We start from the raw sequence: 23,411 nt of genomic DNA on the forward strand, positions 1-23,411 counted from the left end.
AACTGCGACGAATCGTGCGCTAGCAAAGGACGAACGCAGTGGCAAACGCGGTTGCCTCGGGAACATGAACGTGAAGCAACGCATTGGATGCTGGCAATTCGGCAAGCAAACCCTATCTATAGCTTCGCACACAGAGATGTGAACAACTAGGAGAAAGACCGATGTTGAAGCCTATTCTTCTGGCCAGTGCCATGATGATTTCGGCGCCCGTTCTTGCGCAGGAGGCCCCGCAGCAGGGCGCGACTTCTCCGCAGGCACAGCAGGCCGCCCCGGCACAGCCGAACACTGAGACCGACGCGACGCCGGCCGAGACGGCCGCGCCGGCGCAGGAGTCGGCCGCAGCGGCCACCGCCGATCAGGGCAAGACGCAGGCGGCTCCCGCACAGAGCGCGGAGGCGGCGCCCGCCGCCGGTCAGCCGCAGCAGGCCAGCGCAACCCAGATCGCGCAGATCGTCGAGACCGAGTTCCCCAATTATGATGGGGACAAGGACGGCGAGATCACCAAGGACGAGTTCGGCAAGTGGATGGTCGCGCTGCGCAGCGCGAGCGAGCCGGGCACCAACGCGCAGAGCGCCGAAGTCCAGACGTGGGTCGGCAACGCCTTTGCGAGCGCCGACGCGGACAAGTCGACCAAGGTGTCGAAATCAGAGCTGACGAGCTTCCTGTCGAAGGGCGCTTCCTAAGCTCCGGATCAACTGATCTCAGTGGCGGCCGCCGGTTCCATAAGGAGCCGGCGGCCGTCGCCGTTTCAGGGCCGGCCCGGTCGCGGTGGGGCGGCGCCCAGCGGCGTTCGATTGGCCGTGCCGGGGATCGGCGGCGAGGCGCGGTTGGGCGCGGGGGGCGAGCCGCGGTTTGCGGCCGTCGGGATCGGCGGCGGCGCCCGGTTCGGTGCCGGCGAGCTCAACGGCCCGCGCCCGGCGGTGCTGGGAACCGGCGGCGGCGTGCGGGTCGGCGGCCCGCCGGAGAGCGCACCGCGACCGACCGTGCTCGGCACCGGCGGCGGCGTGCGTGCCGGCGGCAGGCTGGCGACGACGTTCGGCGCACGCTTCGGCACCGGTGGTGGAAGGCGGATCACCTCCACGGTCGCCTCGAAACGAGCGGCGGCGGGCGCGCTGCTGTCGGCGCCGGGGCCCTTGGCCATCTGAACGAACTCGACGAAATCCTTGATCGTGCCCTGGCTGTCGTTGATGATCGTGCTGGTCAGGCCGGCGATCTTGACGGCACTGTCCACCTCCACGCCCGTGCCATAGGCGCCGCCGGCAAAGGCGAGGTTGCCGAGGATTTTGACGACGTTGCTGATGATCTCGATCGCGCGGGGATGCTTCTCGATCGCGTTGATCTGGCCCATCAGCGTATCGAAGACGGTATAGCCGTCCATGCCCTGCTGATATTTGGCGTAGGCGCTGCTGACCGTGAAGTTCGCGCTGAAGCGGAACGCCTTTTCGGTGGCGTCGAGCAGTTTGTTCTCACGCTTGCTGCCGTCGAGCAGGCGGGCGATGCGCTTTTCCAGCTTGTCGAGCCCCGGCATCGTTTTGGGATCGACGCCGGGATTGGCCTTCTTCCAATCGTCGATCTGATCGATCAGCGCGAACAGCTCGGACGCGAAGCGGTTGGCGAGCGTATAGAGATGGCCGCACTTGCCCTTCAGCACCTCCATGTCGCCCTTGATCTTGCCCATGCTGGGAATGAGCTGGCGGTTGATGAAGGGAGCGACCTCGACCAGCGGCAAGAGGCCGATCGCCTCGCCGATCGCCGAAGCCGCCTGGACGCCGCGGCCAAGGTGCACGCTCTTCTGATAGGCGGCGAGCAGCGTGTGGATCGAATTGTCGATCCGCTTCATCTGATCGTCGACATCGCGCAGGCACTCGGCGACCTTTGCCACCGTCTGCGCGAGCACGCGCGCACCGCCGACGATCGACATGGCGATGCTGGCGCCGCCGGTCGGCACCGCAAGCGCGGTCGAGGCGAGCGTCAGCGTGATGCCGACCGCGCAGAAGATGAGGTCGCGGCGCTGCTTCTTGTAATAGTCGCCCCACGCCTTGTTCATCTCAGCATGACGATCGAGCAGCGCGCCGACGATGCGGTCGACATCGGCCTGATGCGCCTTGAGGACGTTGTTGGCCTGCGTCGTCGCGATGATCGGCGACTGCGCGCGCTTGGCGATCGGCGTCAGTTCGGGTCCCGAGAAGCTCTTGACGAGGTCGCGGACCTTCTCCTGCATCACCGCCTTCAGCATCGGCGCACCCTGGATCAGGGTATAGGCCTCTGCGGTCAGCTGGATCTCATACTTGAGCCCGACCGACGCGAATTGGTTCCAGCGTTCGTCGCGCGGCTGTGACGGCCCCGTCGAGGCGCGCGGCTCGCCGACCCGCGCCATCGCGGCCAGGTTCGACTCCCAGATGTTCAGCTTGTGCGGAAACGTCCCTGCCGGCATGCGCCGTTCCTCCCCCCGGATTCGACTTGACGGCATCGCATCAAGTCGGCGCGTTTATTATCGTTTCGACCGGTCGTTAGCGAATCAATTCTTGAGCGCTACATGAGGCCCATTGCGCGAAGGCTGGCATGGCCGTCGGTGCCGATGACGAGATGATCGTGGACGGCGATGCCGAGCGGCTTGCCCGCGGCGACGATGGTGCGCGTGAGGTCGATGTCGGCGCGGCTGGGCTGCGGATCGCCCGAGGGGTGGTTGTGGACGAGGATGATCGAGGCGGCGCTCATCTCCAGCGCACGCTTGATGACCTCGCGCGGGTGCAGCACTGCCTGGTCGATCGTACCCTCGCTCATCTTGTCGTCGAGGATCAGCTTGTTGCGGCTGTCGAGATGGAGGACGCGCACGCATTCGGTCGCGCGGTGGGCCATGTCGGCACGCAGATAATCGAGCAGCGACTGCCAATTGGACAGGACGGGGCGCTGCGCCACCTCGCTCTTGAGCATCCGGATCGCGACCGCGTGCGCGATCTTGAGCGCCGCCGCCGACGTGTCGCCCATTCCATCGACGCGGGCGAGCGCGGTGGCGTCGGCGGTCAGCACGCCGCCGATTGTGCCGAACTCGCGCAACAGTTCCTTGGCGATCTTCTTGGTGTCGCGACGCGGGATGACGTTGAACAGATAATATTCGATCAGCTCGTAATCGTGGAAGCCTTCGCCGCCATGATCGAGCAGGCGCGACCGCAATCGCGCGCGGTGTCCGGCGGTGTCGCTCGCCTCGTCCCCCATGGGTCGAGGCGTAGCAGAGGCGCGCGCGGGCGCAAGGCGCAGGGTTGACCCGAACCACGCGGCTGCGCAACGATTTGCCCGGTTGGCGGTTCGAGGCTTTGTGACGGCAGACGGGGAAGACGAACCGGGACCTGCGCCCGCGCGGCGACGGGTCCGCCTGCCACGGCGAGGACGCGTGCCGCTGGCGATCGTCCTGCTGATCGTCATCCTGGTCGCCATCGCCTGGTTTCAGCGGCGGCCGATCGCCGCGGGCTTCATCGATCGCGAACTGGCGCGGCGCGGCGTTGCGGCGCGGTACGAGGTGGCGGAGATCGGCACGTCGACGCAGACGCTGCGGAACCTCGTCATCGGCGATTCGCGCGCGCCGGACCTCGTCGCCGACGAGGTGGTGGTGCGCACGCGAATTGGCCTCGGCACGCCGGAGGTGACCGCGATCGAGGTGGGCCGCGCACGGCTGCGCGCGCGGTGGGTGGACGGACGCCTGTCGCTCGGCGCGCTCGACAAACTGCTGCCGCCGCCCTCCGGCAAGCCGTTCACGCTGCCGGCGTTGCAGATTTCGATCGAGGACGGTCGCGGACGCGTCGAGACGCCCGCCGGCGTGATCGGCGTGCGGCTGAGCGGGCGTGGGCGGCTGGACGACGGGTTCCGCGGACGGTTGGCGCTGGTCGGCGCGAGGCTGACGGCGAATGGCTGCGCGATCGACTCGCCGGTGGCGGCGCTGGGTTTGGCGATCGACAAGCGCGAGCTTCACATGACCGGGCCGGTGCGCGCTGCGGCGGCCGAGTGCGCAGGGTCGCGGTTGCGTTCGGCGGCGCTGACGATCGATGCGCGGTTGCCCGAGGTTTTCGATCGGTGGCGCGGGTCGGCGCGGGTCGCGGTCGGCGAACTTGCCTCCACCGGGATGCGGGGCCGCGACCTGTCCGGCGAGGTCGGCTTCGCGGGCGCTGCGGCGGCGACCGAAGGTGAGGTGAAGCTGGCGCTCGCCGATGCTGCCTATTCGGGGACGGCTGCCAAGGGACTGTCGGTTCGCGGCCGCTATCGCGTGCGCGGGTCCGAGGTGCGACTGGCCGGGCGTGCCGCGGCGGCGGCGGTCAGGCCCGGTCGGCGCCTGTTCGACCTGCGGCTCGCGGGCGGCACGCCCGGCGCACAGCTCGCCGCCGCGCTCGACCGCGCGCTGGTCGATGCGAGCCGGTCGGTGGGCGGCAGCGCGGACTTCGCGCTGACGCTCGCGGGCGGGCGCGGTGCGGTGGTCGTCCGTGCGGTTGAGGCGACCAGCGCAAGCGGCGCGCGCTTCGGGTTTGCGGGCGAGCGCGGGATCGGGTTCGGGTGGCCCGGCGCAAGGTTGATGATCGATGGTCGGTTGAACGGGCAGGGCGGGGGCCTCCCCACCTTCGCCGCGACGCTGCGACAGTTACGGCCGGGGGCGCCGGTGACCGGCCGGCTGGTCGCAGCGCCCTTCGCTGCGGGGGGCGAATCGGTGGCGCTGACGCCGATCGAGTTCACGCGGGCGGACAGCGGCGCGACGCGGATCGCGGGCCGAGCGCGCGTATCGCTGGGGCTGCCGGCGGGTCGCGTCGACGGGCTCGACGTGCCCATCGCGTTGCGGTGGGACGGCGTGCGGCGGCTGGCTTCGGAACCGGGCTGTGCCGATGTGCGCGCCGAGCGGCTGCTCCTGTCGAGTCTTGACCTGCGGCGCCTTGCGCTGCGTGCCTGTCCGACCGAATCGACGCTCTATTCGGTCGGCGCATCGGGGCTGACCGCGGGCGCGCGCATCGCCGCACCCCGGCTGTCAGGCACGCTGGGTGGCTCGCCCGTCAGCATCGCTGCTTCGCGCGCGGACATCGCGGTGGCCGGCTCGACGCGCTTCGATCTTGCCGGCGTCGAGACCCGGCTGGGGACGCCGGAGCGCGTCTCGCGTCTGTCGATCACGCGCCTCACTGGTCAGGTGGTGCCGGGCGGTGCCGAGGGACGGTTCGATGGCGCCGCGGGCGTGATCGGCAACGTGCCCATCGACCTGACGCAGGGCGCGGGCGCGTGGCGCTTCGTCGGCGGACGGCTGTCGCTCAAGGGTGAGGCGCTGCGCGTTGCCGACGCCGCGCCCGAGCCGCGCTACGAACCGCTCGCCGCCAACGATTTCGAGCTGCTGCTCGCTGATGGCCGGATCGACGCCACGGGCACGCTCACCGCGCCCGCAAGCGGCGCCAAGGTGGCGGGCGTGCGGCTCCAGCATGTCCTGTCCAACGGTACGGGCGACGCGGTGTTGAGCGTCGACAATCTCCGCTTCGACGACACGCTTCAGCCCGATGCGCTCACCCGCCTCGTCTTTGGCGTCGTCGCCGACGTGAAGGGCAGCGTGTCGGGCATTGGCAACATTCGCTGGTCGCCGACGGGCGTGACGAGCGATGGCGTATTCCGCACCGCGGGCACCGACCTGGCTGCCGCGTTCGGCCCCGTTACCGGCCTGTCGGGCGAGATCCGCTTCACCGACCTGCTCGGGCTGAAGACGGAGAGTGCGGTCGGCACGATCGCCAGCGTCAATCCGGGCATCCCGGTTGAGAACGGCCAGATCCGCTATCAGCTGATCGGCGACCAGCGCGTGGCGGTGGAGGGAGGGCGTTGGCCCTTCGCCGGCGGCGCGATGATCCTGGAGCCCACGGTTCTCGACCTGTCAGAAGGCAAGGAGCGGCGGCTGACCTTTCGCGTCGAGGGCGTGGATGCGGCGGGGTTTCTTCAGCAGTTCGACTTCAGCAACCTCAACGCGACCGGAACCTTCGACGGCACGTTGCCGATGATCTTCGACGAGCGCGGCGGGCGGATTGAGAACGGCAAGCTGACGGTGCGCGAGGGCGGCGGGACGCTCGCCTATGTCGGCGCGGTGTCGCGCGAGAATCTGGGCACCTGGGGCAATTTCGCGTTCGAGGCGCTGAAGTCGCTGCGCTACGAGCGGCTGAACCTGACGCTCAACGGTCCGCTGGACGGCGAAATGGTGACCGAGATCCGCTTTGCCGGCGTGCGACAGGGGGAGGGGGCGAAGAGCAACTTTCTCATCCGCCGGCTCGCGCGACTGCCGCTCGTCTTCAACGTGACCGTCCGCGCGCCGTTTCGTCAGCTGATCGACTCGGTCCAGTCGTACTACGACCCCACGCGGCTGATCGAACGCAACCTGCCCGCGCTGCTCGAGGAGCAGAAGAAGCGCGGCGTTCAGCCTCCCGCAAGCGAGACCATGCCATGAGCGAAACAACAGGATTGATGCCACCCGTGAAACGCGCGACCCTCGTCCCCATGTACAGGATCGCGATGATTGCGGCGGCGGCCGGCCTTGGCGGATGCGTGAACGTGAGCGCGCCCGACAAGCCTATCGTCATCAATCTCAACATCAACATCACGCAGGAAGTGGTGTACAAGCTGGACGGTGAGGCGAAGTCGCTGATCCAGAACAACCCGGGGATTTTCTGACGATGCGGTACGGATTGGCGGCTCTTTTCCTCTCGATCGGCGTGCTGGCGTCCGGTGCGGCGCTGGCCCAGCGCGACCCGGCCTATGCCGCGGCGCGATCGGCGGGGCAGGTGGGCGAGCAGACCGACGGCTATCTGGGCATCGTCGGATCGGCCACGCCCGACCTTCGCGCGCTGGTCAACAAAATCAACATCCAGCGCAAGGCTGCCTACACCCAGGGCGCGCAGGCCGGATCGACGGTCGAGCAGTTCGCGTTCGTGTCGGGCTGCAACCTGATCGCGCGGACCGAGGCGGGTGAGATGTACCAGGCGCCCGACGGCAGCTGGAAGAAGCGCGGCGGCGGTGCGCCGGAGCGTGACCCGCGGTGTGTGTGACCTTGCGATTTCGGAAACTTCTGCTAGGCTGATTGGGCAGTTGCTTCTTCAGGAATCACCTCCGAACCCCGGTCGTTCCAGCGGCCGGGGTTCTCTGCGTTTGGGGGCTGGTTCCAGCCAGCCCCCGCCCGTCGCTCTTACGAACGAGCCACCTCGATGACTTTCAGCATCAAGGTGGCGAATGCGATCATCAGCATGGCGATGCCGACGATCAGATTTGCAGTTTCTCTCTTCAGGTTTATCACCTCCTTCGCGTTCCGGATTTCAGGTAGGCCTGATGGAACGCTTCACGAACATAGACGCATGTCGCTAGCAGCCAAGCGCCATCTGCCTGGCATCCAAGCCGCTGGTTGACTTGCCCCGCCCCCGCCCCTAAGCGGCACCTGCCTTGGCGGGCTCGCCGCTTGGCGCATGACTGGCCCCGCCATTTGGAGGGGAGAGACATGGTCGAACCAGAGCCCGGACCGGACCCCTTGCCCGAGGATGCGCGGCTCGAATCGCTCGACGAGCGATTGCGGCGCGCGACTTCTGAGGAGGCACGGCGATCGGGCGAGGGGGCTTCCGCATCGTCGGAAGGCTATCGCCTGGGTAATCGCGTGCTTGCCGAACTGATCGGTGGGATGGTTGGCGGTGCCGTGATCGGGGGAACGCTCGATTACTTCCTCGGCACCTCGCCTTGGCTCCTGCTCGTGCTGCTTGCCCTCGGCATCGTCAGCGCGTTCAGGAACATCATTCGGATTTCTGGCAAGCGCCCGGAGTAAGCTTCGGGCGCTTTGGTCAAATGGGAACGGCAGTGGCGGCTCAGGGACAAGGCACCATCGATCCGATGCACCAGTTCGAGGTGCAGTCGATCGCCGACATGTTCACGGTGGGCGGCCAGACGATCGCCTTCACCAACTCGGCGCTCTACATGGTCGCCGCGCTCGTCGCGCTGTGGGCGTTCATGCTGATGGGCATGAAGCGCGAGATGGTGCCCGGTCGCGGCCAGATGATGGTCGAAGGTTTCGTCGGCTTCATCGACAAGCTGCTGGCACAGAACATCGGCCATGCCGGGCGCAAGTACGTGCCCTATGTCTTCACGCTGTTCATGTTCATCCTGCTCGGCAACCTGATTGGCCTGATGCCGCTCGGGCTGTTCAAGCTGCACCCCTTCACCTTCACCAGCCACTTCACGGTGACGGGCGTGCTCGCGATCATGAGCTTCTCGATCGTGCTGATCGTCGGCTTCGCCAAGCATGGCCTTCGCTTCTTCAGCCTGTTCGCGCCGAAGGGCACGCCGATCCCGGTGCTGCTGCTGGTCGCGCCGATCGAGTTCGTCTCGTTCATGGTGCGCCCGTTCAGCCTGGCGCTCCGGCTGTTCGTCGCGATGACCGCAGGCCACATTCTGCTCAAGGTGCTGGCGAGCTTCGTCGTCAACGCCGCCAATGCGGGTGCCGGCATCGGCCTCGCCGTCGGCATCCCCAGCTTCGCGCTGATGGTCGGCGTCTCGGCGCTCGAGATCCTGGTCGCAGGCGTCCAGGCCTATGTCTTCGCGCTGCTCACGTCGCTCTACATCAACGACGCCGAGCATCTGCACGACCATCACTGATTTCTCACCAATCGATTGATTTCCCAAGGAGTTGAACAATGGAAGCTGACGCAATCAAGCTGCTGGGTGCCGGTCTTGCGGCGATCGGTGCGGGTCTGGCCGCGCTGGGCGTGGGCAACGTCTTCGCCGCGTTCCTCGAAGGCGCTCTGCGCAACCCGTCGGCCGCCGCCGGCCAGCAGGGCAATATGTTCATCGGCTTCGCCGCTGCCGAGCTTCTCGGCCTGCTGGCATTCGTCGTCGCCGTGCTGCTTATCTTCGTCGCGTAATCCAAGCGACCGAAGACGGGGACCGGCACGTCGCCGGTCCCGGCAGCTGACAGGACACCTCGATGCCTCAGATCGAACAAGTCGCCGCGACCTATGCGTCGCAGCTCTTCTGGCTGGTCGTCACGTTCGGCCTGGCCTTCCTCATCGTCGGCCGCGGCATGGTGCCGCGCGTCCAGTCGACGATGGATGCGCGCGACAACCAGGTCGCCGCCGATCTGAAGGCGGCAGAGGCCGCGCGTGCCGAGGCCGACGCCAAGGAGGCCAAGTGGCGCGCGGACGAGAATGCCGCGCGTGAACAGGCGCGCACGACGCTCGCCGCCGCAAAGGAAGCCGCCACTCGCGAGAGCGAAGCCCGGCTTGCCGCCAGCGATGCCGAACATCAGGCGCATGTCGAGGCCGCCGAGGCACGGATCGCCGAGGCGAGCGGTGCCGCCGCCGCCGAGATCGAAAGCGTCGCGGCCGATGCCGCACGCGACATCGTCACCCGTCTGTCGGGTGCATCGGTCACCGATGAAGAGGCGCGCGGCGCCGTGAAGGCAGTGCTCCATGGCTAATCCCGTCCACGGCGATCCGGTGGTGCAGACCACGCCCGACGGCTCGACCAACGCCAATTATCAGGCGGAGCTCGACGCGGCCTCGCACGGCAAGGGAATGGGCATGCCCGAGACCGGTGTGAACGCGATCGAGACCCATGGCGAGGCGGTGCCGCACAGCGACCCGACCGCGTTGTTCCTCGACCCCACCGGCTGGGTGTCGGCGGCGATGGCCGTCTTCATCCTCATCCTGCTGGTCAAGGGCGTGCCGAAGCTGATCGGGCGCCTGCTCGACGGTCAAATCGCCGCGATCCGCAGCCGTCTGGACGAGGCCAAGCAGCTTCGCACCGAGGCGGAGGCGCTCCGGTCCGAGTACGAGCGCAAGCTCGCCACCGCCGAGGCCGACGCCGCCGCGATGGTCGCGCATGCCGAGGAAGAGGCGACCGCGCTCCGCGCCAAGGCCGAAGCCGACGCCGCCACGCTCGTCCAGCGCCGCGCCAAGATGGCCGAGGATAAGATCGCCGCGGCCGAGCGCCAGGCGATCGCCGACATCCGCGTCAAGACCGCCGACGCCGCTGCCAAGGCGGCCGCCGCGATCCTGGCCGAGAAGCACGATGCCGCGACCGACCGCGCGCTGGTGGATCGCACGATCGCGGGGCTAGTCCGCCCGAACTGATCGACGCGCAGAAGATCGAGCCGGCGGGGAGGGCGATGGCCGTTCCCGCCGGCTTTTTCGTGTCTGCTCAATCGGCCGCGTAGTACCCGCCATCCTCGCCGCGGCGGAAGGCGGAGCCCACCGGCGCGTCGATCAATGGCAACCAGCTGTCGTCCTGATTGAGAACCTTGCCGAGCGCGATGTATTCGGGGCCATTTTCGTTCGCCTCGATGGCCGCGGCAGAGGCTCTGATGCGCCAACCGCTGTCGGGATAGCGATCGCCCTCCTGGGTCATGTCGGGCTCTTCGCGATAGAGATAGTCGACTGGCTCGCCGGTCAGCACACAGTGATCGACCAGGCAGCGGTCCCAGTATCCGCGCCGCGGCGTCCGTGACGGCGCCCGCTCAGGGTCGGCCCAATCGATATCGATCAGTAGCGCACGATCGAAGGTTACAACGTCGCCATATTTCACGGGCGCATTCGGCTCGCCGGGATGGTTGGCGAGCGTGCCGGTCAGCGTCGATCCCGTAACCGCGGACACCGTGACCCACATCCGTTCGGCGTCGAAATCCTCTACGGGTCCGTCATAATCGAACACCAGTTTCACGTGGTCACCAACGCCCACGGCGGCGATCTGGGCGTCATTGGGTAGAAAATAGGTGTATGGCGCACTCTCCGCGATCGGTCGCGGATCGGCGAGCGTGTAGCCGCTCACCCCCGCGACCCGCCCATCGTCCACGGATCGAGCGGCTCGGCGCGAATCCAGCGGGTGGCGAGCAGCTTCTGCCCCGCGATCACCGGCAGGCCGGCATGTTCGGCGTCGGGATCGGGCCGCCCGTCGGGTAGCGTATTCCCGAACACCAGGGCATCGCCGCCGCGTCCCGCCACCGTCAGCCCGCTGCGCGAGAAGCGCGTCTCGCCGCCCTTATACCCCTGGTTGAGGTAGAGCAGCACCGTGGCGATGCGCTGGTTCGCGAGGCCGGGCAGCGCGTCGTGATGCGGGCGATATTGCTGGCCGGGCTGATAAGCGAGGAGCGTCAGCGGCTCACCCTGATCGACACCGGTGCCGGACAGGAGTGCAATCCGCTTGAGGATCGCCTGGATCGGCAGCGTCTCTCGCGTCGGGCCGATCGCTGCGCTGGCGGAGGTGCGGATCGGATGCGCGATCTGACGCCCGCTGCGCGGGTCGACGACGGTCGAGGGCGCCAGGAGGTCGGATGCCGCCTGCACCACGTGGCGCGCCTCCTGGGGGCTCAGCAACCCACGCGCGAGCGCGACGCGCGGACGCTCGCTCAGCCGCTCCAGATCGGGTAGGCGTCGGGGCAGGCCCTCGCCATCCAGGTTCATGGCGCGCAGCATTTCCAGATGGTCCGCGGCCAGCCGGTCGCTCCGCGCGGCCCGCTCGAGCAACGCCACGGCGAGCCGCCAGTCACGTGGACCCCCGGTGCCGTTGGCCGTCAGCGCCACTTCCATCAGCGCGGCATCCGGATGACCGGCTTCGCGCGCGGCGGTGAGGGCGGTGCGGGCACCGACCAAGTCGCGCGGCACCACGTCGCCCGTCAGCCGCAATACCGCCAGCCGAAGCCAGGCCCCGCCATCCCCCCGTCGACCCGCCATCTCCAGCGCGGCGACGCCCTCGTCGATATGGCCGGCGGCGATGAGGGCTTCGGGATCGGCGGTGCTCATGCGCCGACTATCACGAGGCTCCGCCCAAAAGAAAAGGGGCCGGGCGCGAACGCCCAGCCCCTTCGAGGTCGCTGGTGAAGCGGATCAGAACTTCGCGACGAAGCCGATATACCCGTAACGGCCACGCACGTCGTAAATGCCCGAGCCGGCGCCGACGCCGGTCAGGCCGAGCGGCGGCAGCTGGTTGGTGACGTTGTCGATGCCCAGGTACAGGTTGAACTTGTCGTTCACGTCCACGTCGGCGCGAATGTTGTGGTACCAGACGTCCGGATAGAACTTGAACTCGGCATAGTCCGGGTTCTCGGGCGGACGACCCTGGAGCGAGTTAAAGTCCTCATAGGTGTTGAGGTACATCTTGTCGATCCAGCGCAGCTCGTACCCGATCCGGAAGTTGCCGATGCCCAGGCGGGCATTGACGTTGACCTGATCGCGCGGATTGCCGAGCTCCTGAAGCAGGCGGTTGATGCGATCCGGGTCGGTCGGATTGGTGAAGCTGTCACGCTGCAGCACGCGCGTCCAGATGCCCGACAGCAGCAGGTTGCCCCAGCCGAGGTTCTGACGATAGCTGATGTTCGTGTCGATGCCGCGTGCCTTGAGCTTGGCGAAGTTGAGCGTCGATGCGAGCAGCGTCCCTTCGAGAATCCGGAACGGCTCTTCGCCGTTCGGACCGCCGCCAGCACCCGCACGCTGGATCAGCGCGCAGAACTGGTTGTCGAGCGTTGCCAGGTCATAGCACTGGTTGGCGATCGTCTGCGCCGCGACCGAGGTGATGACGTTCTTCACCGCGACGTCGTAATAATCGACCGACATCGAGAAGCCCGGGAAGAAGCTCGGTTCGAAGACACCGCCGATGGTGTACGAGACGCCGCGCTCTTCCTCGAGGTTCGGGTTGCCGCCGCTCAGGACCTCGAGCGACTGGACATACACGAAGTCGTAGTTGGCCGGACGGCCTGCGGCGGCGCAGTTGGCGGCGCGGGTGTTCGAGCCCGTACCGATGTTGCGCGCCGAGCAGGGATCGGCGAAGCCAGGCGCAAAGTTCTGGCTCTGCGCCGAGTAGAGCTCCGAAAGGTTCGGCGAACGGATCGAGCGCGAGTAGCTGCCGCGGAACCGGATGTCCGGGATCGGCGCGAAGTCGACGCCGGCGCTCCACGCGAACACGGTGCCGACCGCGTTGTTGTAGTCGGCGACGCGACCCGAACCGGTGACGGTGAGTGCATGCGCGAACGGCAGGTCCTTGAGCAGCGGGATCGAGACCTCGCCGAACAGCTCCTTCACCTCGAACGCGGGCGCCGTGAACTCGGGGATCGCGTTGTAGAAGGCGTAGCCCTGCTGCGTCAGCTCATCCAGGTCGTAATAGTTCGTCTCGCGGCGATACTCGGCACCGACCGAGAACGCGATCGGACCGCCTGGCAGCTCGAACAGCTGGCTGAGGTCACCCGACATGAAGCCCGAGGCCACGAACTGGGTGATCTTGCCCTGCGCCGACGAGTCGACGGTGACGTAGTCGCGCGCCGCCTGCGATGAAGAGCCCTGTCCGAACGGGTTGATCGGAACGCAGGCCGCGATGTCCGCGGCGAGGCGAGCAGCGTCCGGGGTCGCACCGGCGTAACCGATCGCGGCGGCCGGATCGACCTGCGAGCGGCAGACGATCTGACCGGCGGCGTTGCGGGTCGTGTCGAGGCCGAGCAGGTAGCGCTGGAGATTTACGTTGCCGGCGATCCGGTTGCGCTCGTTGTGCTCGCCGTAGTTCAGCGAGAGTTCGTAGTTCCAGTCGTCGTTGAAGTCACCGCGGACACCGCCGACGATGCGGAACGTCTCACGCGTGATCTCTTCGTCGCGGATGCCGAATTCGACCCAGTTCTTGCGAAGGGCGAAACGCGTCGCGCCGGTCGGCGCGGTCGAGCCCGCAGCAAGGCGGGCGGTCGTCAGGACACCGCGTGCCTGATCGGTCAGGTACGGGTTGTCGAAGCGGATCTGCTCGCGGACATCGGCGCCCAGCGTGCCGCCCTGCGAGAAGAACGGACCCGACTGCGAACCGAAGGCGCGCGTGCGCGAATACTTCGCCTCGTAGAAGGGGACGAACGCAGGCGAGACTTCGAAGTGACCGATCGAGTTGACCGAGACGCGCTCGAGGTTCGGCGACAGCGTCAGCAGCTGGCCCTCGCGGCTGCTCGTGCCGTTGCCGCCCAGGAAGTTGCCATTCGGCGCAAGGCCGACGCGCTGACCGGTCTGCTGCACCAGCGTGCCGTCGGGCTGGAACAGATAGGCGCAGGTGAACGCGGCGCCGAGCGAGTCGCGGCCGCATGCGCCGGTCGGGCTGGCGAACGCAACCTGACCGCCGAGCGAGATCGTCGCCGCGCGGATGTCGCGGAAGAACAGGCGATCGGGAACGCCGTCCGAGTTGTTCACGACGCCAGGCGCACCGGGCACGTCGGTGTCGACGACCACGAAGCCGTTGTTCTGACGAAACGCCGGACGGCCCGAGCCGAAATAGCTCGACTGGTTCGAGTATTCGACGTTCAGCGCGACGTTACCGCGACCTTCGGCGAAGTTCTTGCCGACGAGCGCCGACACGTACTGATTGCCAGCATCGCCATAGTCGATGTTGACGCCGGCCTGGCCGCGGATCTGGATACCCTCGAAATTGTCCTTGAGGATGAAGTTCACCACGCCGGCGATCGCGTCCGAACCATAAACCGACGAGCTGCCGCCCGTGGTGATGTCGACGCGCTCGATCAGGTCGGTCGGGATGGTGTTCACGTCGGGCGAAACGCCGTTGACGAGGATGTCGCCCGCAACGTGGCGGCGGCCGTTCTGGAGAACGAGCGTGCGCTGCGTGCCTAGGTTGCGAAGGTCGAGCAGGCTGATCCCACGCGTGCCGAGGAAGCGCGTCGAGTTCTGCTGGCTGAACGTGTTGGCGAGCTGCGGCAGGTCGTTGAGAATGTCACCGACCGAAACCTGGCCGGTCTCGAAGAATTCCTCACCCGACACCGACGTGATCGGCACGGTCGATTCGAGGTTGGGCTGGCGAATGCGCGTGCCGGTCACGATGATCTGGCCCGAGCTGTCGTCCGAGGTCTGGCCGGCGTCGACCTGCTCCTGCTGAGCGACGGCGGGCGGCACGGTCGCCTGCGCGTTTGCGGCGCTCGGCGCGAAGGCTGCAACGCCCGCGAGCGCGGTCGCGGACATCCAACGAGTGGTACGCATCTTTGTCCCCTTTTACTTTTCTGAACGTAAGATGGCTGGATCAAAGCGCTTCGTTCAGATCGGGGCAAGATGGCATTGGTTCGTTTTGAAACTTCCTGTGCGGTATGTGACAATCCCGTCACATACCGCAATGTTCTTTTACAATTGAGCTCACCCCCGCTCGATGCACATGGCGATGCCCATGCCGCCGCCGATGCAGAGCGTGGCAAGGCCCTTCTTGGCGTCGCGGCGCTGCATTTCGTAGACGAGCGTCGTCAGCACGCGCGCGCCCGACGCGCCGATCGGATGGCCGATCGCGATCGCGCCGCCGTTGACGTTCACCTTGTCGAGCGGCCAGCCCATGTCCTTGCCGACCGCCAGCGCCTGGGCGGCAAAGGCTTCGTTGGCTTCGATGAGGTCGAGGTCGCCGACCGACCAGCCGGCCTTTTCGAGCGCGCGGCGGCTGGCGGGGACGGGGCCGATGCCCATGATCGAGGGGTCGACGCCGGCGCTGGCGAAGCTCTTGATCGTGGCGAGCGGGGTCACGCCGCGCTTGTCGGCTTCCTCGCGCGTCATCAGGACGAGCGCGGCGGCGCCGTCGTTGAGGCCGCTGGCATTGGCGGCGGTGACGGTGCCGTCCTTCTTGAAGGCGGGGCGCAGGCCCGCGACGCCGTCGACGGTGGCGCCCGCGCGGATATACTCGTCGTCGGCGACCACGGTGTCGCCCTTGCGGCCCTTGATCGTCACCGGCGCGATCTCGTCCTTGAAACGCCCTTCGCTGCGCGCCTGTTCGGCGAGGTTCTGGCTGCGAACGGCGAACTCGTCCTGGTCGCCGCGTGTGACCTGATACTGCTCGGCCAGGTTCTCGGCAGTGATGCCCATGTGATAGCCGTTGAAGACGTCGGTCAGGCCGTCCTTGATCATCGTGTCGACGAGGCTGGCGTCACCCATCTTGGTGCCGGCGCGCATCGGCACCGCGTGCGAGGACATCGACATCGATTCCTGACCGCCGGCGACGACGATCGTCGCGTCGCCATTGGCGATCGCCTGCATCCCGAGGGCGACGGCGCGCAGGCCCGATCCGCAGACCTGGTTGACGCCCCAGGCGGGCACCTCCTTGGGCACGCCGGCGGCCATCGACGCCTGGCGCGCGGGGTTCTGGCCCTGCGCGGCGGTCAGCACCTGGCCGAGGATCACTTCGGAGACTTCCTCGCCCTTGACGCCGGCCTGCTCCAGCGCTGCCTCGATCGCGATGCGGCCGAGTTCGTGCGCTGGCGTGGCGGCGAACGCGCCCAGGAAGCTGCCAACGGGCGTGCGCTTGGCGGCGGCGATGACGATCTCGGTCATGAGAGCTCCTGCGTAGGGTTGTTTCGGGCGCTATCTAGCGAGCGCGTGCCCGCTTAACCAGTCGGCGAGCGGCGCCCACAGCGCTGCGTGCGCCTTCGACCCGACGATCATGCCGACATGGCCCGCGCCGAGGAGGCGGCGGTCAGTGAGCGTCGCACTCGACGCGGCCGGCACGATGCGATCGGTCGAGGAGACGAACTCGACCGCGGGGCAATCGAGCGCACGTGGATCGGCAATCCGGCCGCCGACGCGCCAGCGACCGGTCCCCGGCAGGTCGGCGTCGTAGAAGTCGTCGAACAGCTCGCGCCCGGCGGCATAGGTGAGCGGCGCCCCCTGGTTGGTCCAGTCCTCCAGCGCGACGAAGGCGGCGGCCGCCTCGCTGACCGGATCGACCTCGGCGAAGCGCGCATATTTGTCGAGCGTACGTTCGGGATCGAGCCGCCAGAAGCCCGACTGGAGCACCTCCATCGGCACCAGCCCCAGCGTGTCGCAGGCGGGCTCCGCCGCAGTCCAGAGATCGGCGATGTCGGCGCGCGCGCGGTCCGAGAAGCCCGAGAAGCGCCACGGCGCGGCAATGAGCGCGAGACCGGCCAACGGCGTCAGCGCACTCGCCGCCATCGCGATGGTGCCGCCTAGGCAATAGCCGACGAGGATCGGCGGCTCGTCGAGTGCGGCGAGCAGCGGAAGCAGCCGGTCGGTGATGTGACCGCCGATGTCGAGGCCGCGCTCGGCCGGCATCGGCTCGCCCCAGTCGACCAGCATCGGCGAGAGGCCGCGATCGGCGAGCCAGCCGAGCAGCGAATTGCCTGCCGACAGATCGAGGACGCGCGGCGGGTTGATGAGCGAAGGGACGAAGACGACCGGCCGCCCCCGGCTCGCCGCGCCGCGATGGTCGCGCAGCGTCGCCGACCCCGCCTGTGCCAGCACTGGCCGCGGCGGGCGGGCAGGGGGCCGCGGCGCCCGCTGATAGGCGGCGAGCCCGGCGAGTACCGCGGTGCGGCGATGTGGCAATGCTGCACTATGTTCGCGCAGCATCGACAGAAACAGCGGGAGTGGACGCGGGCCGTGTTGCGGTGCGTCAACAAAGGATGTTACGGGTATGTCATTCAAGGTGGCAGGGGTCCGTACCGATGAAGAAGGCCAATTCGGGGAATGGCCCCGTCATCATCAAGAAATACGCCAATCGGCGGCTCTACAATACCGAAACCTCGTCCTACATCACGCTGGATCACCTGGCGACGATGACTCGCGACGGGCGCGACTTCAAGGTCGTCGACGCGCGCAGCGACGAGGATATTACCCATAACGTCCTGACGCAGATCATCATGGAAGAGGAAGCGCGCGGCGGCCAGACCATGCTCCCGGTCAGCTTCCTGCGACAGCTCATCAGCCTTTATGGCGACAGCATGCAGGCGATGGTGCCCGGCTATCTGGAGGCGTCGATGGACAGCTTCCGCCGCAACCAGGAACAGTTCAAGTCGGCGGTCGAGGGCGCCTTCGCCAACTCGCCCTTCGCCGAGATCGCCAAGCGCAACATGGAAATGTTCGAGGTCGCGGCCGCAGCATTCAAGCCCAAAGGCGGTGCAGCACCCGCGGCGGCCACGCCCGGACCGGCAACCGCCCCCGCGCCGCACGCCAAGGACGAAGAGATCGCGGCGCTGAAGGCACAGCTCGCCGACCTCCAATCCAAGGTCGAGAAGCTGGGCTGACGTTCAGGCGAGCGCGACCGCCTCGACCCAGCGGGCGATCTGGCCCTGGTCGAGGTCTGTGGTGTTGAAAACGACCACGGTCTCGCTCGCCGACAGCCGGTGCGCGATGTGGGCGCGATAGCCCTGCACCTTGCCGGTCTCCCACGCCCAGCGCTCATCGCCGATGACATGGACGCGGCCGCCCAGGGCATAGTCCTGCTCGGGCCAGCGCACCGTCGTCAGCGCGGTGCGCGAGGCGGCGCCGATCAGCGAACCGTGAAAGATGCCGTGCGCGGCGCGGATTGCGTCCGCCGCGGTCCCCGCGACATTGCCGGTCGCGGCGATGAAGCCGGGCGAGGGCAGCATCTTGCGCACCGGCGGTTGAACGCTGCCATAGGCGGCGGCGAGATGCGGCAGCGGCGGACGATCGAGCTGCGCGAAGCCGGTGTTCGTCAGCCCGAGCGGCCGGAGCACCAGACGCCCGACCGTGTCTGCAAACGCTTCTCCGGTCAGTCGCTCCACGATCGCCGCCAGGATCACCCAATTGAGCGCGGCATAGTCCCAGCCCTGGCCCGGTTCGAACATCAGGTCGCCGCCGCCGAACCGTGCGACGATCTCCGCCGCGGAAGCACTGGAACTGCGCAGCGCCGGCTCGCTCGCGATCTGGCGCGTGAGGAGGTCGGGGATGCCGCTGGTGTTGGAGAGAAGATGGACGAGGCGGACGCGCTCGCCCGTATCGGGGCGAAAGTCGGGCAGGTAGGTCGCGATCGGTGCGTCGATCGACAGCCGGCGCTGCTCGGCAAGGCGCAGCACCGCAACGCTCGCCAGCCATTTGGAAGCTGACCCGAACTTGAACCGTGTCTCCGGCGTGACCGGCCGCCGCGCCTCCACGTCCGCGAAGCCGACGCGGCGGGCATGGACGATCCGGCCGCGACGCCCATAAGCCAGTACGCCGTTGAAGCCGGCGGGAAGCTCGACGGCCTCGATCGCGCGGCGCTTGGCGTCGGCCACTGGCCCCGCCGCGGCGCGGCTGGCAAGCAGCACGGCACTGCCGGCCAGGATGGTGCGGCGATCGAGCATCTTCCTCCCCCTTTTCCCGCGACATAGGCCGGCCGCCGGGCGTGCGCCAGCCGAGGATCCCCTTGCCTCCGCCGCGCCGCTCGGGAACAACCGTCTCGGCACCGCGGGCGAACCCGGGCCGTCTCTCGGGGAGTTTCCAGCCATGCCGTTGTTCCTGCCGCTCGCGCTTCAGGTTGCGCCGCCGACACCCGGACCCGTGCCGCCGCCGTCCGTCACCACCTACATTCTCGCGGGCCGCGTCATCGATCGGCCGGGGCGGCCACCGCGCGGCGCCACGACGATCGTCGTGCGGGACGGCAAGGTCGCCGAGCTGATCGACGGGCATCAGACGCCGCCCGACCGGACGAACGTCATCGACCTGTCGAGCCAGACGGTGCTGCCCGGCCTAATCGACGCGCACGTCCACCTCTCTTCCGATCGCGCGGGGCAGGAGGGGCTGCTCGCGGAGTTCACCGAGGGCGCGCAGATGCACGCCTATGAAGCGCTGTGGAACGCGCAGAAGACGTTGCGGGCGGGCTTCACGACAGTGCGCAACCTGGGCGACGACGGCGCGACGCTGGCACTGCGCGATGCGGTCGCGCGCGGGTGGGTGACGGGACCACGGATCGTCGATGCCGGGCGCTCGATCTCGACCACGTCGGGGCACATGGACGCGCGGCTGGGGCTCAACGACGAGCTGCGCGACCATCCGCATACCGACAATCTGTGCGACGGCCCGGAGGCGTGCCGCAAGGCGGTGCGGCTCCAGATCGGCCGCGGCGCCGACGTCATCAAGATCGCGACGACGGGCGGCGTCAACAGCCGAATCGGCGCGGGCCTCGGCGCACAGATGTTCGACGACGAGGCAAAGGCGATCGTCGAGACCGCGCACCTCTATGGCAAGAAGGTCGCGGTCCACGCACACGGCGCCGACGGGATCAAGGTCGCGATGGCGGCGGGCGCCGACTCGATCGAGCACGGCACGCTGATGGACGAAGAGGCGATCGCGGTGATGAAGAAGGCGGGTGCCTTCTACGTCCCGACGCTGTCGACGGTGAACGGCTACAAGGAGCGGATCGCGCGCGACCCGAACGCCTATCCGCCCGAGGTGCGCAAGAAGATCGACTGGCGCATCTCGATCACTGGCAAGGCGCTGGAGCGCGCGGCACCCGCGGGCGTGCGCATCGCGTTCGGCACCGACGCGGGCGTGTCGAAGCACGGCCGCAATGCCGACGAGTTCGAGCTGCTGGTCCAGCACGGCCTGACCCCGGTACAGGCGATCCAGGCGGCGACGGTGAACGCCGCCGAGCTGCTGGGCCTGTCGGGCGAGATCGGTACGCTCGAGCGGGGCAAGGCCGCCGATTTGATCGCGGTCGCGGGCGATCCGCTGGCCGATGTGCGCGTGCTCAAGTCGGTGGCGTTCGTGATGAAGGGCGGGGCGGTGGTGCCGCTGACGCCATGAGTCCGGCCGAAACCGCGATCCGCACCGCGCGCCTCCACTGGAACGCGGCGATTGCGACGGGCGATGTCGAGGGCGCGGTCGGGCCGGTCACGCGCGACTGCGTGCTGGTGCCCGCGGGCGGCGAGCCATTCAACGGGCGTGCGGCGATCGCGCTAGCGTGGCGGCGGTTGCTCGGCCAGGGCGGGCGGTATGTGCGCGAGGTCGAGCGGATCGAGGCGGGCGAGGGCGTCGCGGCCGAGTTCGGGCGCTGGCGGAGCGACGCGGGGCTGTCAGGCGCATATCTCGCCGAATGGCATGAGGGCGCCGAAGGCTGGCGGTGCGCGCGCGAGCTGTACGTGCAGCTCTCGGGCTAGAGTTCCAGCGTCATCGCGTCGTTAACCGGGAGTGCTGTCCAGCGCTCGGAAAGCGTGTCCAGGCGCGCCCGGATCGCTTCGATATCGTGCTCGGTCACCGCGGCGACGGCATGGTCGCGTGCATGACAGGCGTGCTCGTAGGTGGCGATCATCTCGCTTGCGGGCACGCGGCCGCCCCATAGTTCGGCCTGGAACGTCTCAACCAGCCGCTCGACCGCTTCCTCCCCTTCGCCGCCTTGCGCAGAGAAGTCGGCTGGCGAACCATCCTTGACCATGGACAGGAAGCCGCGCTGGGCGAGCACGGTTTCCACCGCATAATGCACCATGTCGTGAGGAACGATCCCCTGCTTCGGACAGGCGATCGTCTCGGTCGCGCCGCCCTCGCGCACGAGGGTCAGCTCGTCATATTTACCGGCGCGTTTGGTGAAGGTGAGTTGCACAGGGTCTAACCTGGGGAAGTCGGCGGGATCGCAGTTTGGTCTGGGATCCCGCTTCGACCGCTTATTTCTTGGGCTTCCTGAACCGCACCGTCATGCGGTCGCTCTCGCCGATCGCGACATACTTGGCGCGATCGACGTCGCCCTTGCGGAGCACGGGGGGCAGCGTCCAGACGCCGTCGGGATAGTCGGCGGTATCCTTGGGGTTCGCGTTGACCTCGCTCTGGCCGACGACCTCGAAGCCAGCGGCCTTGGCGAAGCCGATCACCGACGAGGTCTTCATATAGCCGCTCTTCTCCTCGGCCGCGGCGTCGCGGCTTTCGGGAAGGCGGTGCTCGACCACGCCGAGCGTGCCGCCGGGCTTGAGCATCCGGAACGCGGCGTTGAACACCTGTTGCGCGGCATCCTGGCCGCCGAAGCGCCAGTTATGCACGTTGCGGAAGGTGAGCACGACATCGGCGCTGTTAGCCGGCACGGTCTCCAGCCCGGTCGCGACCTTCACCTTGCCATAGGTCTTGGCGTCCTTGGCGATCAGCGCCTGGACGCCCTTGAGCCCGCCGGCGGGCGCCGCGACCCAGAGCTGGCCCTTGGCCGACAGATAGGGCGCGAGAATCTCGGTGTACCAGCCGCCGCCGGGGAAGATCTCGACCACCGTGTGATTGGGCTGCACGCCGAAGAAGGCGAGCGTTTCGACCGGGTGGCGATACGGGTCACGGGCCTTGTTGGCCGGTGTCCGCGTCGATGCCTCGGTCGCGGCCTTCAGCGCCGATCGCTGCGTCTGGGGGGCGCCGACGGCGACGCTGGCGACCGCGACGGCGGTGGTGGCGACGGCAAGAACGGCGATGGTCTGGCGCATAGATGGTCCCCCGATGACGCAGTAACGATCGGCCCACTACCGCTAGCAGTGCGCTGACCAGCGCTCAACCGGCGGCGTCCCGATAAGTTGCAGCTCGGCAGCCTAGCTGAACATTTCACAACGGGAACAATCGTTTTCGGACGCAGTTTCTTCGCCCATCATCAACGGAGGGACCGTGACATGATCGAGGAACGCACCACCTATTCGGACCAGCCCCACACCACCACCGTCGTCGAGCGTCGCAGTGGCGGTGGCGGCACGATCCTGATCGGCGTCGTATTGCTGGTCGCAGTTATCATCGGGGCCTTCTTCCTGATGAACCAGAACCGCAACGAGACCATCCAGACCAAGGCGATCAGCGGTGCCGCCGAAAGCGTCAGCGAAGGCGCGCAAAAGGTCGGCGACGCGGCGCAGAAGGCGGTCGAGTAAGATCGGGACGACGCAGCGGCGTACGCCCGCCGCTGCTGGTCCGTTACCTTACCGGACGCACGCATCCAGCCGCTCGCGGCGGACGACGCCGATGCGGCGGACGATGGTGTTGCCGTATCGGCGGGTGAAGCCCTGCGGCGCGATGCCGGCGCGCTTCTTGGGCAGCGGCAGCACCGCAGCGATGCGCGCCGCCTCGCGCTCGGTCAGGCGGCCGGCACCGTGGCCGAAATAACGACGCGCACCCGCCTCCACGCCATAAGTGCCGATGCCCGTCTCCGCGACGTTCAGATAGACTTCCATGATCCGGCGCTTGCCCCAGATCGCCTCGATCAGCAGCGTGAACCAGGCTTCGCCGGCTTTCCGAACATAGCCGCCGCCCTGCCACAGGAAGACGTTCTTCGCCGTCTGTTGGCTGATCGTCGAGCCGCCGCGGATACGGCCACCGCTCGCGTTGCGGATCGCCGCCGCGGCGATCGCCGAATAGTCGAAGCCGTGGTGCGAACAGAAGCTGCTGTCCTCGCCCGCGATGACCGCGCGCGCCATATCGGGGTCGATGTCGTCCAGCGAACGCCAGCTCTTGGTCACGCTGCGTCCGGCAAAGATGTCGCCGGCCATGGTCAGCGTGAACGGCGGCGGCACGAAGCGATAGATGCCAACGACCACGACGCTCAGCACCACGAAGATCAGCGCGGCGCGCACCGTCCAGCCGGCGATCCGCCGGACCCATCCCCTTGTCGGTTTCCGCTGCCGCTCGCCCCGTGCCATCGCGCGATCCGTTAGCGCGGGCGGCGCGGGGTGCAAGCGGTGAAATGCGTGCAGC

At 67.8% G+C, this 23,411-nt stretch carries 25 protein-coding genes; 14 read left to right on the forward strand and 11 right to left on the reverse strand.

What is annotated here, in order from left to right:
- The first annotated feature begins 191 nt into the window (after positions 1-191).
- Entirely contained in the window at positions 192-683 is a 492-nt protein-coding gene (locus tag RS883_RS05520; RefSeq protein WP_315763529.1) for a hypothetical protein, read from the forward strand.
- Between the two features lie 65 nt (positions 684-748).
- On the opposite strand, the gene RS883_RS05525 is transcribed toward RS883_RS05520, so the two are convergent.
- Both RS883_RS05525 and radC read right to left on the reverse strand, forming a co-directional pair.
- Positions 749-2,434 carry a hypothetical protein gene (locus RS883_RS05525; protein ID WP_315763531.1) on the reverse strand — a complete coding sequence of 562 codons (1,686 nt, stop codon included), beginning with the start codon at positions 2,432-2,434 and terminating at the stop codon, positions 749-751.
- Between the two features lie 98 nt (positions 2,435-2,532).
- Complete coding sequence (radC, locus tag RS883_RS05530) at positions 2,533-3,216, reverse strand: RadC family protein (protein WP_315763534.1); 684 nt, start codon at positions 3,214-3,216, stop codon at positions 2,533-2,535.
- 175 nt (positions 3,217-3,391) lie between these two features.
- On the opposite strand from radC, the gene RS883_RS05535 reads away from it, so the two are divergent.
- The 9 genes from RS883_RS05535 (at position 3,392) to RS883_RS05575 (ending at position 10,109) form a co-directional block, all read left to right on the forward strand.
- Complete coding sequence (locus RS883_RS05535) at positions 3,392-6,448, forward strand: YdbH domain-containing protein (protein WP_315763536.1); 3,057 nt, start codon at positions 3,392-3,394, stop codon at positions 6,446-6,448.
- Positions 6,445-6,672: a YnbE family lipoprotein gene (locus RS883_RS05540; RefSeq protein WP_409977396.1), complete on the forward strand. Its 228-nt coding sequence runs from the start codon at positions 6,445-6,447 to the stop codon at positions 6,670-6,672. The genes RS883_RS05535 and RS883_RS05540 overlap by 4 nt, the downstream gene beginning before the upstream one ends.
- Before the next feature lie 2 nt (positions 6,673-6,674).
- Entirely contained in the window at positions 6,675-7,046 is a 372-nt protein-coding gene (locus RS883_RS05545; RefSeq protein ID WP_315763538.1) for a YdbL family protein, read from the forward strand.
- Between the two features lie 156 nt (positions 7,047-7,202).
- A complete protein-coding gene (locus RS883_RS05550; RefSeq protein ID WP_315763539.1) occupies positions 7,203-7,400 on the forward strand; it encodes a hypothetical protein in 198 nt (65 codons plus the stop codon).
- An 89-nt stretch (positions 7,401-7,489) separates the two neighbouring features.
- Positions 7,490-7,807: an AtpZ/AtpI family protein gene (locus tag RS883_RS05555; protein WP_315763541.1), complete on the forward strand. Its 318-nt coding sequence runs from the start codon at positions 7,490-7,492 to the stop codon at positions 7,805-7,807.
- Between the two features lie 20 nt (positions 7,808-7,827).
- A complete protein-coding gene (locus RS883_RS05560) occupies positions 7,828-8,634 on the forward strand; it encodes a F0F1 ATP synthase subunit A (protein ID WP_315763544.1) in 807 nt (268 codons plus the stop codon).
- A gap of 38 nt (positions 8,635-8,672) precedes the next feature.
- Positions 8,673-8,900 (forward strand): F0F1 ATP synthase subunit C, encoded by a 228-nt coding sequence (locus RS883_RS05565; protein ID WP_096343951.1) that lies wholly within the window; start codon positions 8,673-8,675, stop codon positions 8,898-8,900.
- 62 nt (positions 8,901-8,962) lie between these two features.
- On the forward strand, positions 8,963-9,454 hold the full coding sequence (locus tag RS883_RS05570; protein ID WP_315763548.1) for an ATPase: 492 nt from the start codon (positions 8,963-8,965) through the stop codon (positions 9,452-9,454).
- Positions 9,447-10,109 carry a F0F1 ATP synthase subunit B gene (locus RS883_RS05575; protein ID WP_315763551.1) on the forward strand — a complete coding sequence of 221 codons (663 nt, stop codon included), beginning with the start codon at positions 9,447-9,449 and terminating at the stop codon, positions 10,107-10,109. Before RS883_RS05570 ends, RS883_RS05575 begins: the two co-directional genes overlap by 8 nt.
- Before the next feature lie 67 nt (positions 10,110-10,176).
- Here the strand turns inward: RS883_RS05575 and RS883_RS05580 are convergent, their stop codons facing one another.
- The 5 genes from RS883_RS05580 to RS883_RS05600 form a co-directional block, all read right to left on the reverse strand.
- Positions 10,177-10,803: an immunity protein Imm33 domain-containing protein gene (locus RS883_RS05580; RefSeq protein ID WP_315763553.1), complete on the reverse strand. Its 627-nt coding sequence runs from the start codon at positions 10,801-10,803 to the stop codon at positions 10,177-10,179.
- Positions 10,800-11,774: a 2OG-Fe(II) oxygenase gene (locus tag RS883_RS05585; protein WP_315763556.1), complete on the reverse strand. Its 975-nt coding sequence runs from the start codon at positions 11,772-11,774 to the stop codon at positions 10,800-10,802. Before RS883_RS05585 ends, RS883_RS05580 begins: the two co-directional genes overlap by 4 nt.
- Positions 11,775-11,858: 84 nt before the next feature.
- Positions 11,859-14,981 carry a TonB-dependent receptor domain-containing protein gene (locus RS883_RS05590; protein ID WP_315763558.1) on the reverse strand — a complete coding sequence of 1,041 codons (3,123 nt, stop codon included), beginning with the start codon at positions 14,979-14,981 and terminating at the stop codon, positions 11,859-11,861.
- Positions 14,982-15,131: 150 nt separating this feature from the next.
- The gene (locus tag RS883_RS05595) at positions 15,132-16,307 is read right to left on the reverse strand and encodes an acetyl-CoA C-acetyltransferase (RefSeq protein WP_315763560.1); all 1,176 of its coding nucleotides are present in this window, start codon (positions 16,305-16,307) and stop codon (positions 15,132-15,134) included.
- A 30-nt stretch (positions 16,308-16,337) separates the two neighbouring features.
- Complete coding sequence (locus tag RS883_RS05600; RefSeq protein ID WP_315763562.1) at positions 16,338-17,342, reverse strand: alpha/beta hydrolase; 1,005 nt, start codon at positions 17,340-17,342, stop codon at positions 16,338-16,340.
- Between the two features lie 95 nt (positions 17,343-17,437).
- On the opposite strand from RS883_RS05600, the gene phaR reads away from it, so the two are divergent.
- Positions 17,438-18,016 (forward strand): polyhydroxyalkanoate synthesis repressor PhaR, encoded by a 579-nt coding sequence (gene phaR / locus RS883_RS05605; protein WP_315763564.1) that lies wholly within the window; start codon positions 17,438-17,440, stop codon positions 18,014-18,016.
- A 3-nt stretch (positions 18,017-18,019) separates the two neighbouring features.
- Here the strand turns inward: phaR and RS883_RS05610 are convergent, their stop codons facing one another.
- Positions 18,020-19,075, reverse strand: a complete 1,056-nt coding sequence (locus tag RS883_RS05610) for a serine hydrolase domain-containing protein (protein ID WP_315763566.1) — start codon at positions 19,073-19,075, stop codon at positions 18,020-18,022.
- Positions 19,076-19,217: 142 nt separating this feature from the next.
- Here RS883_RS05610 and RS883_RS05615 point away from each other — a divergent pair, with 142 nt between their 5' ends.
- Positions 19,218-20,516: an amidohydrolase family protein gene (locus RS883_RS05615; protein ID WP_315763568.1), complete on the forward strand. Its 1,299-nt coding sequence runs from the start codon at positions 19,218-19,220 to the stop codon at positions 20,514-20,516.
- On the forward strand, positions 20,513-20,869 hold the full coding sequence (locus RS883_RS05620) for a YybH family protein (RefSeq protein WP_315763570.1): 357 nt from the start codon (positions 20,513-20,515) through the stop codon (positions 20,867-20,869). Before RS883_RS05615 ends, RS883_RS05620 begins: the two co-directional genes overlap by 4 nt.
- Here RS883_RS05620 and RS883_RS05625 read toward each other — a convergent pair.
- A complete protein-coding gene (locus RS883_RS05625) occupies positions 20,866-21,309 on the reverse strand; it encodes a hypothetical protein (RefSeq protein WP_315763572.1) in 444 nt (147 codons plus the stop codon). The genes RS883_RS05620 and RS883_RS05625 overlap by 4 nt on opposite strands.
- 61 nt (positions 21,310-21,370) lie before the next feature.
- The gene (locus RS883_RS05630; protein WP_315763574.1) at positions 21,371-22,162 is read right to left on the reverse strand and encodes a class I SAM-dependent methyltransferase; all 792 of its coding nucleotides are present in this window, start codon (positions 22,160-22,162) and stop codon (positions 21,371-21,373) included.
- A gap of 180 nt (positions 22,163-22,342) precedes the next feature.
- Between RS883_RS05630 and RS883_RS05635 the strand changes: the two genes are divergently transcribed.
- Entirely contained in the window at positions 22,343-22,591 is a 249-nt protein-coding gene (locus RS883_RS05635) for a hypothetical protein (protein WP_315763576.1), read from the forward strand.
- A gap of 48 nt (positions 22,592-22,639) precedes the next feature.
- Here RS883_RS05635 and mtgA read toward each other — a convergent pair whose 3' ends face one another.
- On the reverse strand, positions 22,640-23,356 hold the full coding sequence (mtgA, locus tag RS883_RS05640) for a monofunctional biosynthetic peptidoglycan transglycosylase (protein WP_315763578.1): 717 nt from the start codon (positions 23,354-23,356) through the stop codon (positions 22,640-22,642).
- Positions 23,357-23,411 lie beyond the last annotated feature (55 nt).

The sequence above is a fragment of the Sphingomonas sp. Y38-1Y genome, from assembly GCF_032391395.1.
Taxonomy (GTDB): domain Bacteria; phylum Pseudomonadota; class Alphaproteobacteria; order Sphingomonadales; family Sphingomonadaceae; genus Sphingomonas.

Coding starts and splice junctions, on each gene's coding strand:
- RS883_RS05590 (WP_315763558.1), bottom strand. CDS start 14,981: ATGCGTACCACTCGTTGGATGTCCGCGACCGCGCTCGCGGGCGTTGCA.
- RS883_RS05620 (WP_315763570.1), top strand. CDS start 20,513: ATGAGTCCGGCCGAAACCGCGATCCGCACCGCGCGCCTCCACTGGAAC.
- RS883_RS05600 (WP_315763562.1), bottom strand. CDS start 17,342: ATGCTGCGCGAACATAGTGCAGCATTGCCACATCGCCGCACCGCGGTA.
- RS883_RS05545 (WP_315763538.1), top strand. CDS start 6,675: ATGCGGTACGGATTGGCGGCTCTTTTCCTCTCGATCGGCGTGCTGGCG.
- RS883_RS05635 (WP_315763576.1), top strand. CDS start 22,343: ATGATCGAGGAACGCACCACCTATTCGGACCAGCCCCACACCACCACC.
- RS883_RS05585 (WP_315763556.1), bottom strand. CDS start 11,774: ATGAGCACCGCCGATCCCGAAGCCCTCATCGCCGCCGGCCATATCGAC.
- RS883_RS05595 (WP_315763560.1), bottom strand. CDS start 16,307: ATGACCGAGATCGTCATCGCCGCCGCCAAGCGCACGCCCGTTGGCAGC.
- RS883_RS05630 (WP_315763574.1), bottom strand. CDS start 22,162: ATGCGCCAGACCATCGCCGTTCTTGCCGTCGCCACCACCGCCGTCGCG.
- RS883_RS05615 (WP_315763568.1), top strand. CDS start 19,218: ATGCCGTTGTTCCTGCCGCTCGCGCTTCAGGTTGCGCCGCCGACACCC.
- RS883_RS05555 (WP_315763541.1), top strand. CDS start 7,490: ATGGTCGAACCAGAGCCCGGACCGGACCCCTTGCCCGAGGATGCGCGG.
- RS883_RS05570 (WP_315763548.1), top strand. CDS start 8,963: ATGCCTCAGATCGAACAAGTCGCCGCGACCTATGCGTCGCAGCTCTTC.
- RS883_RS05575 (WP_315763551.1), top strand. CDS start 9,447: ATGGCTAATCCCGTCCACGGCGATCCGGTGGTGCAGACCACGCCCGAC.
- RS883_RS05525 (WP_315763531.1), bottom strand. CDS start 2,434: ATGCCGGCAGGGACGTTTCCGCACAAGCTGAACATCTGGGAGTCGAAC.
- RS883_RS05520 (WP_315763529.1), top strand. CDS start 192: ATGATGATTTCGGCGCCCGTTCTTGCGCAGGAGGCCCCGCAGCAGGGC.
- RS883_RS05540 (WP_409977396.1), top strand. CDS start 6,445: ATGAGCGAAACAACAGGATTGATGCCACCCGTGAAACGCGCGACCCTC.
- RS883_RS05550 (WP_315763539.1), top strand. CDS start 7,203: ATGACTTTCAGCATCAAGGTGGCGAATGCGATCATCAGCATGGCGATG.
- radC (WP_315763534.1), bottom strand. CDS start 3,216: ATGGGGGACGAGGCGAGCGACACCGCCGGACACCGCGCGCGATTGCGG.
- RS883_RS05565 (WP_096343951.1), top strand. CDS start 8,673: ATGGAAGCTGACGCAATCAAGCTGCTGGGTGCCGGTCTTGCGGCGATC.
- RS883_RS05560 (WP_315763544.1), top strand. CDS start 7,828: ATGGGAACGGCAGTGGCGGCTCAGGGACAAGGCACCATCGATCCGATG.
- mtgA (WP_315763578.1), bottom strand. CDS start 23,356: ATGGCACGGGGCGAGCGGCAGCGGAAACCGACAAGGGGATGGGTCCGG.
- phaR (WP_315763564.1), top strand. CDS start 17,438: ATGAAGAAGGCCAATTCGGGGAATGGCCCCGTCATCATCAAGAAATAC.
- RS883_RS05610 (WP_315763566.1), bottom strand. CDS start 19,075: ATGCTCGATCGCCGCACCATCCTGGCCGGCAGTGCCGTGCTGCTTGCC.